The organism is Pseudomonas sp. LBUM1669, from assembly GCF_059695705.1.
Genome location: NZ_CP166784.1, coordinates 534,168 through 547,783, shown reverse-complemented (window position 1 = coordinate 547,783; position 13,616 = coordinate 534,168). Strand labels below are relative to the sequence as shown.

Annotated in this window: 11 protein-coding genes and 1 riboswitch; of the genes, 6 read left to right on the top strand and 5 right to left on the bottom strand. The window is 61.2% G+C overall.

What is annotated here, in order from left to right:
* Window positions 1-161 precede the first annotated feature (161 nt).
* Window positions 162-908 (top strand): RsiV family protein, encoded by a 747-nt coding sequence (locus ACA051_RS02490; protein WP_497307384.1) that lies wholly within the window; start codon window positions 162-164, stop codon window positions 906-908.
* Here the strand turns inward: ACA051_RS02490 and cytX are convergent.
* Together cytX and thiC are read right to left on the bottom strand one after the other, a co-directional pair.
* Window positions 877-2,169: a putative hydroxymethylpyrimidine transporter CytX gene (cytX, locus tag ACA051_RS02485; protein ID WP_497307382.1), complete on the bottom strand. Its 1,293-nt coding sequence runs from the start codon at window positions 2,167-2,169 to the stop codon at window positions 877-879. The two genes, ACA051_RS02490 and cytX, sit on opposite strands and share 32 nt — an antisense overlap.
* Before the next feature lie 151 nt (window positions 2,170-2,320).
* Window positions 2,321-4,210: a phosphomethylpyrimidine synthase ThiC gene (gene thiC / locus ACA051_RS02480; protein WP_497307380.1), complete on the bottom strand. Its 1,890-nt coding sequence runs from the start codon at window positions 4,208-4,210 to the stop codon at window positions 2,321-2,323.
* A 166-nt stretch (window positions 4,211-4,376) separates the two neighbouring features.
* Window positions 4,377-4,482, bottom strand: a riboswitch (TPP riboswitch).
* A gap of 192 nt (window positions 4,483-4,674) precedes the next feature.
* Here thiC and ACA051_RS02475 point away from each other — a divergent pair.
* Window positions 4,675-6,114, top strand: coding sequence for a TolC family outer membrane protein (locus ACA051_RS02475; RefSeq protein WP_497373386.1), 1,440 nt, complete (start codon window positions 4,675-4,677; stop codon window positions 6,112-6,114).
* Between the two features lie 51 nt (window positions 6,115-6,165).
* Here the strand turns inward: ACA051_RS02475 and waaA are convergent, their stop codons facing one another.
* Complete coding sequence (gene waaA, locus ACA051_RS02470; protein WP_497373384.1) at window positions 6,166-7,446, bottom strand: lipid IV(A) 3-deoxy-D-manno-octulosonic acid transferase; 1,281 nt, start codon at window positions 7,444-7,446, stop codon at window positions 6,166-6,168.
* Window positions 7,439-8,359: a LysR family transcriptional regulator gene (locus tag ACA051_RS02465; RefSeq protein WP_497307375.1), complete on the bottom strand. Its 921-nt coding sequence runs from the start codon at window positions 8,357-8,359 to the stop codon at window positions 7,439-7,441. The genes waaA and ACA051_RS02465 overlap by 8 nt, the downstream gene beginning before the upstream one ends.
* A gap of 103 nt (window positions 8,360-8,462) precedes the next feature.
* On the opposite strand from ACA051_RS02465, the gene ACA051_RS02460 reads away from it, so the two are divergent.
* From ACA051_RS02460 to ACA051_RS02445, 4 genes are all read left to right on the top strand, one after another.
* The gene (locus ACA051_RS02460) at window positions 8,463-8,795 is read left to right on the top strand and encodes a DMT family transporter (RefSeq protein WP_008027887.1); all 333 of its coding nucleotides are present in this window, start codon (window positions 8,463-8,465) and stop codon (window positions 8,793-8,795) included.
* A gap of 212 nt (window positions 8,796-9,007) precedes the next feature.
* Complete coding sequence (locus ACA051_RS02455) at window positions 9,008-10,183, top strand: NAD(P)/FAD-dependent oxidoreductase (protein ID WP_497307373.1); 1,176 nt, start codon at window positions 9,008-9,010, stop codon at window positions 10,181-10,183.
* Entirely contained in the window at window positions 10,180-10,992 is an 813-nt protein-coding gene (locus ACA051_RS02450) for an aldo/keto reductase (RefSeq protein WP_497307371.1), read from the top strand. Before ACA051_RS02455 ends, ACA051_RS02450 begins: the two co-directional genes overlap by 4 nt.
* A gap of 32 nt (window positions 10,993-11,024) precedes the next feature.
* Window positions 11,025-11,993 (top strand): metal ABC transporter ATPase, encoded by a 969-nt coding sequence (locus ACA051_RS02445; RefSeq protein ID WP_497373382.1) that lies wholly within the window; start codon window positions 11,025-11,027, stop codon window positions 11,991-11,993.
* 101 nt (window positions 11,994-12,094) lie between these two features.
* On the opposite strand, the gene hldE is transcribed toward ACA051_RS02445, so the two are convergent.
* Window positions 12,095-13,519 carry a bifunctional D-glycero-beta-D-manno-heptose-7-phosphate kinase/D-glycero-beta-D-manno-heptose 1-phosphate adenylyltransferase HldE gene (gene hldE / locus ACA051_RS02440; protein WP_131058771.1) on the bottom strand — a complete coding sequence of 475 codons (1,425 nt, stop codon included), beginning with the start codon at window positions 13,517-13,519 and terminating at the stop codon, window positions 12,095-12,097.
* Window positions 13,520-13,616: the final 97 nt, after the last annotated feature.

Genomic DNA, 13,616 nt, shown 5'->3' with positions numbered 1-13,616 from the left:
CATCCTAACGCGCCCGCGCCGTTTGATGCAGCCCCTTTCCCGTCAGCGAGATAGACGGTGAGGGCGAAACCAACTCTAATTAGCTTAGTGGCGAACTGACTGCTTCGTTGAGAGTCGAAGCGGATAACTTTTTGCCTTTCCCTGTTTTATGAAGGACGCCCATGTCGCTTTTTAAAATCGCCTCCATGGCCGCAATCGCCCTGACCCTGGGCGCCTGCCAGAGCTTGTTCCAACCCAACTATCGGGCACCGCTGGAAACCACCCGCGACGCCACCGAAACGCTGAAACCGGGTTGCACGACACCTGACTGCCCGCTGGTGAACATCGATACGCTGCGCTTTCCGGCCGAGCCTCAACTTGATGGCATTGTCGAAAAGCGCCTGCTGCAAATGACCCGCACCTCGCCCGATGCCCCTGCGGCACCGACGCTGACGGCCTATCGCGATGAGTTTTTGCGCACCGCCGGCCCGCGCTACAGCAGCTACCTGCAAGCCAAGGTACGGGAGCAGCATGACGGCTTGGTGATCGTCGAGTTTTCCAGCTACCTGGACACCGGCGGCGCGCATGGCACACCGGGCCGCAGCTTCATCAACTATTCGCGCCAGCAGCATAAAGTGCTGAGCCTGTCGGACATGTTGGTGCCGGGGCAGGAAGAGGCGTTCTGGAAAGCCGCGCAGGTTGCGCACAACAGCTGGCTGATCAGCACCAAGCTCGATCAGGAACCGGAGTTCGTGAAGAGCTGGCCGTTCCAGAAAACCCAGAACGTGGCGCTGACCTACGGCGGGGTGATCCTCAAGTACGAAACCAGCACCATCGCGCCTTACGCGCTGGGTCACGTCGAACTGAAGATCCCCTACCCTCGCCTGAACGGCATTCTCAAGCCCGAGCTGTTTCCCGGCCGTAACTGAAGGCCCGACCGAGCACCAGTTGCAGCAGCCCTGCCAGAATCAACGACGGCAGGGTTGCGCCGATGTCCGGATACAGATTAGCCAGCAAATGATAGGTGCTCACCCCGCCCAACCAGGCGAGCAGCGCCGGCCAGCGCAACGCGGCTGATGCGACTTGAGCACTGCGTTTGCGCAGGATGAAGTGATCCACCAGCACCACGCCGAACAGCGGCGCAAACACCGAGCCGATCAACAGCAGGAAATTCTGGTACTGGGCCAACGGCGCCAGGCACGCGATCAGCGTGCAGATCACGCCGATCGCCAATGCCAGATGTTCGACCTTCAAGCGCAACAGAATCCCGCTGGAAACGGCCGCCGAGTGAATGTCGGCGAAGGCGTTTTCCGACTCGTCCAGCAGAATCAGCAACAGCGGAATCCCCAAGCCAGCACCGGCCAATGCCAGCAGCAAGGCATTCACTTCACCGCTCGGCGCGAACGCCAGGGTGTAGGCGACGCCGAGGCTCATCAACCAGAAGTTACCGATAAAGAAGCCAATCGCTGTACCGCCGAACACGTTTTTCGCGCGTTTGCCGAAACGCGAATAGTCGGCAATCAGCGGCAGCCACGACAGCGGCATCGCAATTGCAATGTCGAAGCCCACGGCGAACGGCATCGAACCGTCACCGGCCTGTGCCCACAATGCGGCCAGATCGGCTTTGGCGAACAGGTTCCAGGTCAGCCAGATGCACGCGGCCAGCAGCAGCCAGATACCCCACTTGCGCAGGATCTGACGGACGAAAGTCAGCGGACCGCTGACGGCTAGCAAGGTCGCCAAACCACCAAAGAACACGGTCCAGAGCAGCGGATTCGACAGTAGGCTGCCTTCGCTGAACGCCCGCGCGCCGAGCAGGCTGGCGGCGTCGCGCATTACGATGATTTCGAACGAACCCCAACCGATCAGTTGCAGCAGGTTCAGCACGGCCGGCAGGCTCGCGCCATGTTTGCCGAGGCTGAGTTTGAGCGCGGCCATCGACGACAAGCCGGTGTCACTGCCGATCACGCCGACAGCGGCCAGCAGCAGAACACCGACCAACGTGCCGAGGAAGATCGCCAGCAGCGAACCGGACAGGCCCAGACCTGGTGCGAGCAATGCACCGGTCTGCAGCACCATCAGGCCGATGCCGAGGGAGAACCACAGGGAAAACAGATCGCGACCGCCGAAGACACGTTTGTCGATTGGCACCGCGATGTCGGGGGAATAAGTGCTGGGTTGAATGCTCAAGGGTGTTATCTCAGAGGGACATTTGTTGTTCTTTTGATCTCAATCGCCAGCAGGCTGGCTCCCACAGGGGACTTGTGAACACCACAAATCCAGTGTGGGAGCCAGCCTGCTGGCGATGGGGCCTGTGCAGGCCCACCTTACTCAGGTCAGATCAAACCTTCTTGTACAGCTGACTGCCTTCCTGCTTGAACCGCTCAGCCTGGTCCGCCAATCCCTGGGCGACTTCGGCGTCGACGGTTTCGATCCGTTGGTTGGCCGCGTATTCGCGGACTTCCTGGGTGATTTTCATCGAGCAGAATTTCGGCCCGCACATGGAGCAGAAATGCGCGACCTTGGCCGAATCCTTCGGCAGGGTCTCATCGTGATACGAACGCGCGGTGTCCGGATCAAGGCCCAGGTTGAACTGGTCTTCCCAACGGAATTCGAAACGCGCCTTGCTCAAGGCATTGTCGCGAATCTGCGCGCCCGGATGCCCTTTGGCCAGATCGGCGGCATGTGCGGCGATCTTGTAGGTGATGATCCCGGTCTTCACGTCATCCTTGTTCGGCAGGCCCAAGTGCTCCTTCGGCGTGACGTAGCAAAGCATCGCGCAACCAAACCAGCCGATCATCGCCGCACCGATACCCGAAGTGATGTGGTCGTAGCCCGGCGCGATGTCAGTGGTCAGTGGTCCGAGGGTGTAGAACGGCGCCTCGTCGCAGCATTCCAGCTGCTTGTCCATGTTCTCTTTGATCAACTGCATCGGCACGTGGCCCGGGCCTTCGATCATGCATTGCACGTCGTGCTTCCAGGCGATCTTGGTCAACTCGCCGAGGGTTTCCAGCTCACCGAATTGTGCGGCGTCGTTGGCGTCGGCAATCGAGCCCGGACGCAGGCCATCGCCCAGCGAGAAGCTGACGTCGTAGGCCTTCATGATTTCGCAGATGTCTTCGAAATGGGTGTAGAGGAAGTTCTCTTTGTGGTGCGCCAGGCACCACTTGGCCATAATCGAACCACCACGGGAAACAATGCCGGTCACTCGTTTGGCGGTCAGCGGCACGTAGCGCAGCAGCACACCAGCGTGGATGGTGAAGTAGTCGACGCCCTGCTCGGCCTGTTCGATCAGCGTGTCGCGGAACAGCTCCCAGGTCAGGTCTTCAGCGGCGCCGCCGACTTTTTCCAGGGCCTGATAAATCGGTACGGTACCGATCGGCACCGGCGAGTTGCGGATGATCCACTCGCGGGTTTCGTGAATGTGCTTGCCGGTGGACAGGTCCATGACCGTGTCCGAGCCCCAGCGAATGCCCCAGGTCAGTTTCGCCACTTCTTCTTCGATGGACGAACCCAGTGCGCTGTTGCCGATGTTGCCGTTGATCTTCACCAGGAAGTTACGGCCGATGATCATCGGTTCCAGTTCGGTGTGGTTGATGTTGGCCGGAATGATCGCGCGACCGCGGGCGATCTCGTCGCGGACAAATTCGGGGGTGATGATTTTCGGCACGCTGGCGCCGAAGCTGTGACCGGCGTGTTGCTGGTCCAGCAAGCCAGCGGCGCGAGCCACTTCAAGCTTCATGTTTTCGCGGATGGCGACGTATTCCATCTCGGCGGTGATGATGCCTTTGCGGGCGTAGTGCATCTGACTGACGTTGGCCCCGGCCTTGGCGCGGCGCGGGTTGTTCACGTGGGCGAAACGCAACTTGGTCAGCTCGGCATCGGCGAGGCGCTCCTGGCCGAAGTTGGAGCTGAGGCCCGGCAGACGCTCGGTGTCGCCACGGGATTCGATCCACGGCGAACGCACATCGCCGAGGCCTTTGCGCACGTCGATGATGACATTGGGGTCGGTGTACGGACCCGAGGTGTCATACACAACCACGGGCGCGTTGATCTCGCCGCCGAAGTCGGTAGGGGTCACATCAAGGCTGATTTCGCGCATCGGCACGAGGATGTCCGGGCGAGAGCCCTGAACATAGATTTTTTGCGAGCGAGTAAAAGGCTGAACTGATTGCTGATCGACCTTGGCCGAGTCACTCAGGTTCGTCGTATTTTTTAGTTTTATCGTCATCACGGGCTCTCCAACACATCCAGGCAGTGGATTTTTGTCGGAGTGAACCTGTAACGAATGGACGCGACCAATCAGCCATAACGAAGCCGTTGGTGCTGTGCTCAGTGCTCGAGGGGTGTTCGATTGTCGAACAACATCCCGGACGAAGCACAAGAGGACTCGCCGGGTGACGAGAAATCTTGTTCCCTACGCAGGCGCTAACCTGATCAGGTTCAACGGGATCCGAAATTATTCGATCTCAGCCTCATAGCAAGGCACCCCGACAAGAACCCGGCCAGTCTAGACACAACCGGCAAAGAACGCCAACACCGCGGTAAACACCATGATGAATGGCGCAATTACAGGATTGTTGCCACCGTTACGCACAACTACACTCGCTACGCCGTGCCGCGCCTTGACGCTGTATGGGCCGCGCCGTAGCCTTGGCGCTCAAATTATCAGCGTAATTTTTTAGGGATCGCCAAATGCTGCGCAAACTCTCACTGGCCCTTGCCGTGTCTTGTGCGTCCAATGGAATGGCATGGGCAGCAGAAGCGCCCTTATCGACCAAGACCGATCTGGTCAGCGTCTACCAGGAAGCGGTGGACAACAACGCCGACCTCGCTGCAGCCATCGCTCAATATGGCGCCCAGAAAGAAGTCGTGCCCCAGGCCCGCGCCGGGCTGTTGCCCAATCTCTCAGGCGGCGCTGAACTGGCCGCTGTGCGCACCGCCATCGACCAGCCATCGGCAACTGCCAACCGTAACGCTCATTCCTATCAAGCGACCCTGGCTCAACCGCTGTTCCGTGCTGATCGCTGGTTCCAGTTCCAGGCCGCCAAAGACGTTAACGAACAGGCTGCGTTGCAGCTCTCGGCAACCCAGCAAAACCTGATCCTGCAAACTGCCGTCAGCTACTTCAATGTCTTGCGAACCCAGGACAACCTGGCGTCAACCAAGGCCGAAGAAGCCGCGTTCAAACGCCAGCTCGATCAGTCCAACGAACGCTTCGACGTCGGTCTCTCGGACAAGACTGACGTGCTGCAATCGCAAGCCAGCTACGACACCGCTCGCGCCAACCGAATCGTCGCGCAGCGCCAGGTGGATGATGCATTCGAAGCCCTGATCACCCTGACCAACCGTCAGTACAACTCGATCTGGGGCATTTCCCATACCTTGCCGATCCTGCCGCCATCACCGAACGACGCCAAGTCCTGGGTCGATACGGCAGCCAAACAGAACCTCAATCTGCTCGCGAGCAACTACGCTGTCAGCGCCGCCGAAGAAACCCTCAAGCAGCGCAAGGCCGGCCACGCGCCCACCGTGGATGCCGTGGCGAAATACGAGAAAGGTGACAACGACGCTCTGGGCTTCAGCAACCCGAACGCCTTCGGCCAGCCATACAGTGGCAACGTCGAGCAAACGACAGTGGGCTTGCAACTGAATATCCCGATCTACAGCGGCGGCCTGATCAACTCCCAGGTGCGCCAGTCGTATGCACAGCTGGATCAGTCCGAGCAGCAGCGTGAATCCCTGCGCCGGCAAGTGGTGGAAAGCACCCGCAACCTGCATCGCGCAGTGAACACCGACGTTGAACAGGTGCAAGCGCGCAAGCAGTCGATCATCTCCAACCAGAGCGCGGTGGAAGCGACTGAAATCGGCTACCAGGTCGGCACGCGAAATATCGTTGACGTGCTGGATGCCCAGCGTCAGCTGTACACCTCCGTGCGCAACTACAACAACACTCGCTACGACTACATACTCGATAACCTGCGTTTGAAGCAGGCCGCCGGCACGTTGAGCCCGGGGGATTTGCAGGACCTGGCGCGATATCTCAAGGCCGACTACAACCCGGACAAGGACTTCCTGCCTCCAGATCTGGCCAAAGCTGCGGCGGCGCAGTTGAAGGCAAATCCAACGCAGTAAAGGTAAACCTGTGGCGAGGGGGCCCCTCGCCACAATGGATCAGCAACAGATTCAAGACTGTTTGATCAACCGCCCCAACCCATCCAGCAACCGCTGCAACGCGCCCTGATTGCGGCGCATCACTTTCAATCCTGCCTCCGCCATTAGCTGCGCATCGCGCGGCAATTCGAACAGCCGCTGCACCGCCAGCGCCAGGCCTTCGGCATCCTCCACTTCCTGCAACGCCCCGGCGCTGCGCAATTGCGCGGCGATTTCGAGGAAGTTGAACAGGTGCGGGCCGCTCAGCACCGGTTTGGCCAGGGCCGCCGGTTCCAACAGGTTATGCCCGCCGTTCGGCACCAGGCTGCCGCCGACAAACGCGCTGTCCGCCAAGGCATAAAGAAACAGCAACTCGCCCATGGTGTCGCCCAGCAACACCGACGTATTCGCCGCGACCGACTCGCCGGAAGATCGACGAACCGTGGCGAACCCTAGCTGCTGGCACAACGCGAACACCGAGTTGAATCGCTCTGGATGCCGCGGCACCAGAATCAGTAACGCATCGGGATGATGGGCGAGCAATTGGCGATGGGCCGCCAGCACCACTTCATCTTCGCCTTCGTGCGTACTCGCGGCGATCCACACCGGGCGTTCCTGCGCCTGCCACTGCGCGCGCAATTCGGTGGCGCGCAGAAGCAGTTGCGGATCGATGGTCAGGTCAAACTTGATCGAGCCGGTCACTTCGACAGTGTCCGCACGCGCACCCAAGTCACGAAAGCGCTGAGCCTCGGCTTCGGTCTGCACCGCGAACAGGCTCATTTCCGCCAGCATCGGCTGGGTCAGTTTGCGGAAGCGGCCATAACCCTTGGCCGAACGCTCGGACAGTCGCGCATTGGCCAACGCCACCGGAATCCCGCGTTTGGCGCACTGATGGATGTGGTTCGGCCAAAGTTCGGTTTCCATGATCACCGCCAGTTTCGGCTGGACCCGATCAAGGAATCGCTTTGCTGCGCACGGCAAGTCGTAAGGCAAATAGCAGTGCTGGATGCGCGGCTCGTCGGCGAACAGGGCATGGATGCGCTCCGAACCGGTCGGGGTCATGCAGGTCACGGTAATTGGCAGCTGTGGATAACGTTGCAGCAAGGCGCGAATCATCGGCGCCGCGGCAATACTCTCGCCCACGGACACCGCGTGTACCCAGAGACCGCCCGGCTTCATCGTCGGCAGACCGAGGGAGAAGCGCTCGCCGATGCGCTTGGCATACGCCGGCGCCTTGCGCGAACGCAGCCACAGCCGAATCGCTACCAATGGCAGCCCCAGGTAAAACAGCGCGGTGTAGAGAGTTCTATTCATGGCGGCGGAGTCTATCGGTTTTTTCGCCGATCGCCTGCAAGTGCACGGCAAAACGTTCAGCCAACCAGCGGGCCGCCGGGCCAAGCGGTTCGTCGCGGCGCCAGACCAGTTCCACAACCAGCGCCGGCGGGGTCCATTCGCTGTCCAGTTCGACCATCAGGCCCTGATACGCCGGGTACTGCACCACATGCCTGGGCAGCCAGGCCCAACCGAGGCCGCGCACCAGCCATTCCGCCATCACGTAGAAACTGTCGGCACGCCAGACCTGCGGGCTGGCCGGTTCGCTGCCGGGGTAGACGCTGGACTGCGTGGACATCAGCAACTGGCGATGCTGCGCCAGTTGCTGACAATCAACCTGCGCCTGTTTCGCCAGTGGATGGCCCACGCCGCAGACGGTGACCATCTCAACGCTGCCGAGCACCCGACGCTCAAGCGCCTCGGGAATCTGATCGTGATAGAACAGCAGCCCCAGATCGGCTCGACGCTCCACCAGTTTGCGCGCCACATCACCTTGGGCGGCGCTGGTCAGTTGCACTTCAAGGCTGGGAAATTGCTCTGCCAGGGCCTCGAAGCTTTCGATGATCGGCTGATAGGGCATCGCCTCATCCTGGGCCACACGCAAACGAGCCTCCTGTCCGCGCATCATCGCCAGCGCCCGACCGTTCAGGCGTTCGCACTGACGCAGGACTTCCCGCGCCTCTTCCAGCAAGGCATTGCCGGCCTCGGTGAGTTTCGGCTGACGGCCGCTGCTGCGGTCGAACAGACTGACGCCGAGGTCCTCCTCCAACAGCGCAATCGAACTGCTGACCGCCGACTGCGCCTTGCGCTGATCCCGCGCTACCGCGGAAAACGAACGCTGCTCCGCTACGCTGACAAACAAGCGCAGCTGTTCCAGATTCCATTGTGTGCTCATGCGACAACCCATCTTCAGAACAGATAGGTAATGACTTTACCGCATCTGGAGAATCTCTAAAATGCCGACCTCAAACCGCAACACTTCACACGAGGACGCACCTATGACCGCTTACTACTACCTGGCCATTGCCATCTGCGCCGAAGTGATCGCGACCGTTTCGATGAAAGCCGTCAAAGGCTTCAGCACCCCGCTGCCGCTGATTCTGGTGATTGTCGGCTACGGCATTGCCTTCTGGATGCTGACCCTCGTAGTGCGCAGCGTTCCGGTGGGCGTGGCCTACGCGGTATGGGCGGGCATGGGGATTGTGATGGTCAGCGTCGCGGCGCTGTTTATCTATGGGCAGAAACTGGATGTGCCTGCGATGCTCGGAATGGCCCTCATCGTGTTGGGCGTCGTCGTCATCCAGCTCTTCTCCAAAACCGCCGGGCACTGACTGACACCCCCTATCCCCTGTGGGAGCGAGCCTGCTCGCGATGGCGGCGTACCAGTCGACTGAAAGGTTGCCTGACACACTGCCATCGCGAGCAGGCTCGCTTGTATGTTTAGACTTGAAGGGGTGGGGTTGGTCATCTTTTGATCGCCAGCAAAACCTCCAATCTTCGAGTCTGTATACTGCGCCCTCGTCTTGAACACTGAGGTCGCTGCATGCCATCCGTTATTTCCACCGACGTTCTGATCGTCGGCGCTGGTGTCGCCGGCCTCTGGCTGAATGCGCGCCTGCGCCGCCAGGGTTTTTCGACCGTGCTGGTGGAAAGCGCCAGCCTCGGCGGCGGGCAGAGTGTGAAGTCCCAGGGCATCATCCACGGTGGCGCCAAGTACGCGCTGCATGGCGCCCTGACCGGCGCCTCGGAAGCCATCGCCGACATGCCGCGTCGCTGGCGTGAAGCCTTGGCCGGCGACGGCGAGCTGGATTTGTCCGGTGTGCGCCTGCTGTCCGAAGCCCATTACCTCTGGTCCCCCGGCACCCTCGCCGGCAACCTCACCAGCTTCTTCGCCAGCAAAGCGGTGCGCGGACGTGTCGATCAGGTCAAAGGCGAGCAACTGCCACCGGCCCTGCAAGACAAACGCTTCAAGGGCAAGGTTTACCGATTGGCGGAATTGGTGATCGACGTGCCGAGCCTGATTCAGCGCCTGGCCGATCTGGCCGGTGATGGCCTGCTCGCCGGCCAGAAGATCGAACCGTTGCTGGAGGCTGGCGTTCTGGTGGGTCTGAAGGTCGACGAGCGCGAGATCCGCGCCCAGCGCATCGTACTCAGTGCCGGTGCCGGCACAGCGGCGTTGCTCGAAGCCCTGGGGCTGAGCCAGCCCGCCATGCAGCGCCGACCGTTGCACATGATCATCGCCAAAGGCCCAAGCCTCAAACCGCTGTACGCCCACTGCCTGGGCGGCGGCACCAAACCACGCCTGACCGTGACCACCCACCCTGCCGCCGATGGCCAATGGGTCTGGTACATGGGCGGCGACATTGCTGAAGCCGAAGGGGTCGCCCGCGAACCCGCCGAGCAAATCGCCACCGCGCAGAAAGAACTCGGCCAGTTGCTGCCATGGATCGACCTGAGCACCGCGCAATGGGCCACCTTGCGCGTGGATCGCGCCGAGCCGCTGCAATCGGGACTGACTCGCCCTGACAATGCCTTCCTTGCCGAGGAAGGCCGGCTGCTGGTTGGTTGGCCGACCAAGCTGGCGCTGGCGCCGGACTTCGCCGACCGGGTCATCGCATCTTTGCAGCGCGACGACATCCAGCCAAGCCATCCGGCGCCGCTGCCCGACCTGCCAAAACCACCGATTTGCGTTCCAGCCTGGGAGCAACTGCTGCCATGAGCCAACCGACCCTGCACGACCTGCTTCGCCCCCTCGGCAGCACCGGCCTGCTGGTTTCACCGCTGGGCCTGGGCACCGTCAAACTTGGCCGCGATCAGGGCGTGAAATACCCCAGCGGTTTCCAGATTCCCGGCGATGACGAAGCGCGCATGCTGCTCAAACTCGCGCGCGACATGGGCATCAACCTGATCGACACCGCCCCGGCTTATGGCCGTAGCGAAGAGCGCCTCGGCCCGCTGTTGCGTGGTCAGCGTCAGGACTGGGTGATTGTCAGCAAGGTCGGCGAAGAATTTTCCGACGGCCAGTCGAGTCACGACTTCAGCGCCGCCCACACTCGACGTTCAGTGGAGCGCAGCCTGCAACGCCTGGAAACGGATGTTATCGATCTGGTGCTGGTGCACTCCGACGGCAACGACCTGGCGATTCTCAATGACAGCGAGGTCTACGCGACCCTCGCCGCGCTCAAGGCCGAAGGCAAGATTCGCGGCTTCGGGTTTTCCGGAAAAACCGTTGAAGGTGGCTTGAAGGCTCTGGAACAAGGTGATTGCGCCATGGTCACCTACAATCTGAACGAACGGAACGAGAAGCCAGTCATTGACTATGCTGCTGCTCACGGCAAAGCCATTCTGGTCAAAAAAGCCCTCGCCAGCGGTCACGTCTGCCTGAGTCCGGGCGTGGACCCGGTGCGAGCCAGCTTTGAGTTGTTGTTCGAACATCCGGGTGTTGCCAGTGCTATTGTCGGGACCATCAATCCGCTGCACCTCGCCCACAACGTCGCGACCGTTGCCCAGGTCCTACGTAGAAACTGATGCCGCCCTCGCGGCCTTAAGCAGGAGCCGACATGCCGCGCACGCTCATAAGAAAGAACCCGAGCAACTTCAAGACCCTGCCGTTGTACGTCGAAGCGACTCCCGAAGGCTTGAGCTATCAGAGCGTCGGGATGCCGCTCAATTTCTCCCAGACCCTGCAACGTCGCCGTCCGGTGACGGTGCCCGACACTGAGCGCTTCGCGCTGGAACTGGCCAACCTTGGGGTTTCGGTGCGCCTGACCCTGCATTGGCAGAATCGCGATTACTGGGTCTTGGTGCGCCAGCGCCGGCAAGACCGCGGCGATGTGGTGCTCAAGTTGATCTCCGGTTACGTGCCGGCCCACGAGCTGAACCTGCCGCTGCATACGGCGATCCAGGAGATCGCCGAAGAGTGCCTGCTGGAAACCCCGGAAGGTTGGCTCGGCGGACGGTTCAATGACACCTGGCTGCCGGCGCCCTACTCCTGCGCGCTGCATTATCGCGAGGCGCTGCCCTTTCGCCTGACGCCGTTGTCCGGCTCCGCGCGACCCGTGCGTTGCGCCAAGATGCAGTTAATCGAACGTCCACGGGCTTACGTGCATTTGCCAACGGCCTCGCTGCAATTGATCTATGACTTGCGCCTGGACGTACCCAAGGAAGCCAAGTCCCTGAGCCTGTTTCATGTCGATGAGCGACTGGAGGGCGATCAACTGGTGGCCCGACTCGACCGCAAGCGCCCCGATTTGTATTTGATGCCGCTGCAGGACGGCCAGCCGATGGCCGAGCTGTATACCTTGAAAAAGGATCAGTTGTACCCGGCGAGTACCCGCGGGTTGTATTTGGCGGAGAGCTTTGCCCAGCAGGAAGGCTGGCTGGTGCGGGATGAGCGGATACGCTGGAAGGATTGGGTACGGCAGCAGGGGTTGAGCCCGCCGGGGAAGGATTCCGGTTTAGCGCGGTTGCGTGGGAAGGCAAAGCTACTGCTGAAGAAAATTGTGCCACGCAAGAAAGTCAGCTCTTAGAAGCAAGAAATCGCAGCCTCGTTTCACTCGACAGCTCCTACATGAGATCCGATTCCCTGTAGGAGCTGTCGAGTGAAACGAGGCTGCGATCTTTTATGGCATCACTCAGACTTGCGGATTTTCTCGACAATCGCGGTGGTCGAGCTGTTTGCCACCAGCCCCAGCACTTTCACGGTTCCGCCGTAAGCGGTCACGATGTCCGCGCCGACCACCTGGTCGATTCCGTAATCCCCGCCCTTGACCAACACATCCGGCTTGACCTCGCGCAGCAGATTTTCCGGGGTGCCTTCAGGGAAGCTGATCACCCAATCCACTGCGCCCAGTCCGGCCAGTACGGCCATGCGACGGTCGACGCTGTTGATCGGACGACCCGGCCCTTTCAGGCGGCTGACCGAGGCATCGTCGTTAACCGCAACGATCAGACGATCACCTTGGGCGCGCGCCTGCTCGAGGTAGGTCACATGGCCGGCGTGCAGGATGTCGAAGCAGCCATTGGTGAAAACGATCTTCTCTTTATGCGCACGCGCATCGTCGACCGCCAGCAACAACTGCTCAAGGCCCAGCACACCGCGCTCGGAACCTTCTTCGCGCTGGATGGCACGACGCAGTTCCGGGGCACTGATCGCCGCCGTACCGAGTTTGCCGACGACGATGCCCGCCGCCAGGTTGGCCAGAGCCACCGCGTGGGGGAGCTCTTCGCCCGCGGCAATCGCGGCCGCCAGCGTGGAAATCACCGTGTCGCCGGCACCGGTCACGTCGAACACTTCACGCGCACGGGCCGGCAGGTGCAGCGCCGGATGGTCCGGGCGCAGCAGCGTCATGCCGTGTTCGCCACGGGTCACCAGCAACGCGCCGAGGTCCAGGTCGTGCATTAACTGCGCGCCCTTGCTCACCAGCTCATGCTCATCGGCGCAACCGCCGACGATGGTTTCGAATTCGCTGAGGTTCGGCGTGATCAGGCTCGCACCACGATAAATCGAGAAATCCTTGCCCTTGGGATCGGCCAGCACCGGAATGCCACGGGCACGAGCGGCCTGGATCAGCACCTGATGGTTTTTCAGCGCGCCTTTGCCGTAATCGGACAGCACCAGCACCTTGATGCCTTCGAGCAGCTCATCGACTTGCTCGCCCAGCGCCAGGGCATCGGTGGCGAAGGGTTCTTCGAAGTCGATACGCAGCAGTTGCTGGTGACGGCTCATGACCCGCAGCTTGACGATGGTCGGCTGGTGCGCGATGCGCTGGAACAACGCCCGTACGCCAGCGCCCTTGAGGCTGTTGGCCAGACTGTCGGCCGCTTCGTCATCGCCGGTCACGCCGACCAGCGAGGCCGGTGCGCCGAGGGCGGCAATGTTCAACGCAACGTTGGCGGCACCGCCCGGGCGGTCCTCGATTTGCTCGACCTTGACTACCGGCACCGGCGCCTCAGGGGAAATCCGTGAGGTACCACCATGCCAGTAACGGTCGAGCATGACATCGCCGACCACCAAGACAGGGGCTTGATCGAATCGCGGCATGGACAACTTCATGGAGCAACCCACATACAAAATGAACAGGGGCGCGATATTACCACAGGGTTGGCACTGGCTTGCGCGACGGCTGCAACGGGATGATTCGACACGTAAA

Excerpts from the sequence above, each read along its gene's own strand:
- ACA051_RS02455 (WP_497307373.1), top strand. The coding sequence starts at position 9,008 with ATGCCATCCGTTATTTCCACCGACGTTCTGATCGTCGGCGCTGGTGTC.
- ACA051_RS02460 (WP_008027887.1), top strand. The coding sequence starts at position 8,463 with ATGACCGCTTACTACTACCTGGCCATTGCCATCTGCGCCGAAGTGATC.
- ACA051_RS02445 (WP_497373382.1), top strand. The coding sequence starts at position 11,025 with ATGCCGCGCACGCTCATAAGAAAGAACCCGAGCAACTTCAAGACCCTG.
- waaA (WP_497373384.1), bottom strand. The coding sequence starts at position 7,446 with ATGAATAGAACTCTCTACACCGCGCTGTTTTACCTGGGGCTGCCATTG.
- thiC (WP_497307380.1), bottom strand. The coding sequence starts at position 4,210 with ATGACGATAAAACTAAAAAATACGACGAACCTGAGTGACTCGGCCAAG.
- ACA051_RS02490 (WP_497307384.1), top strand. The coding sequence starts at position 162 with ATGTCGCTTTTTAAAATCGCCTCCATGGCCGCAATCGCCCTGACCCTG.
- ACA051_RS02465 (WP_497307375.1), bottom strand. The coding sequence starts at position 8,359 with ATGAGCACACAATGGAATCTGGAACAGCTGCGCTTGTTTGTCAGCGTA.
- ACA051_RS02450 (WP_497307371.1), top strand. The coding sequence starts at position 10,180 with ATGAGCCAACCGACCCTGCACGACCTGCTTCGCCCCCTCGGCAGCACC.
- ACA051_RS02475 (WP_497373386.1), top strand. The coding sequence starts at position 4,675 with ATGCTGCGCAAACTCTCACTGGCCCTTGCCGTGTCTTGTGCGTCCAAT.
- hldE (WP_131058771.1), bottom strand. The coding sequence starts at position 13,519 with ATGAAGTTGTCCATGCCGCGATTCGATCAAGCCCCTGTCTTGGTGGTC.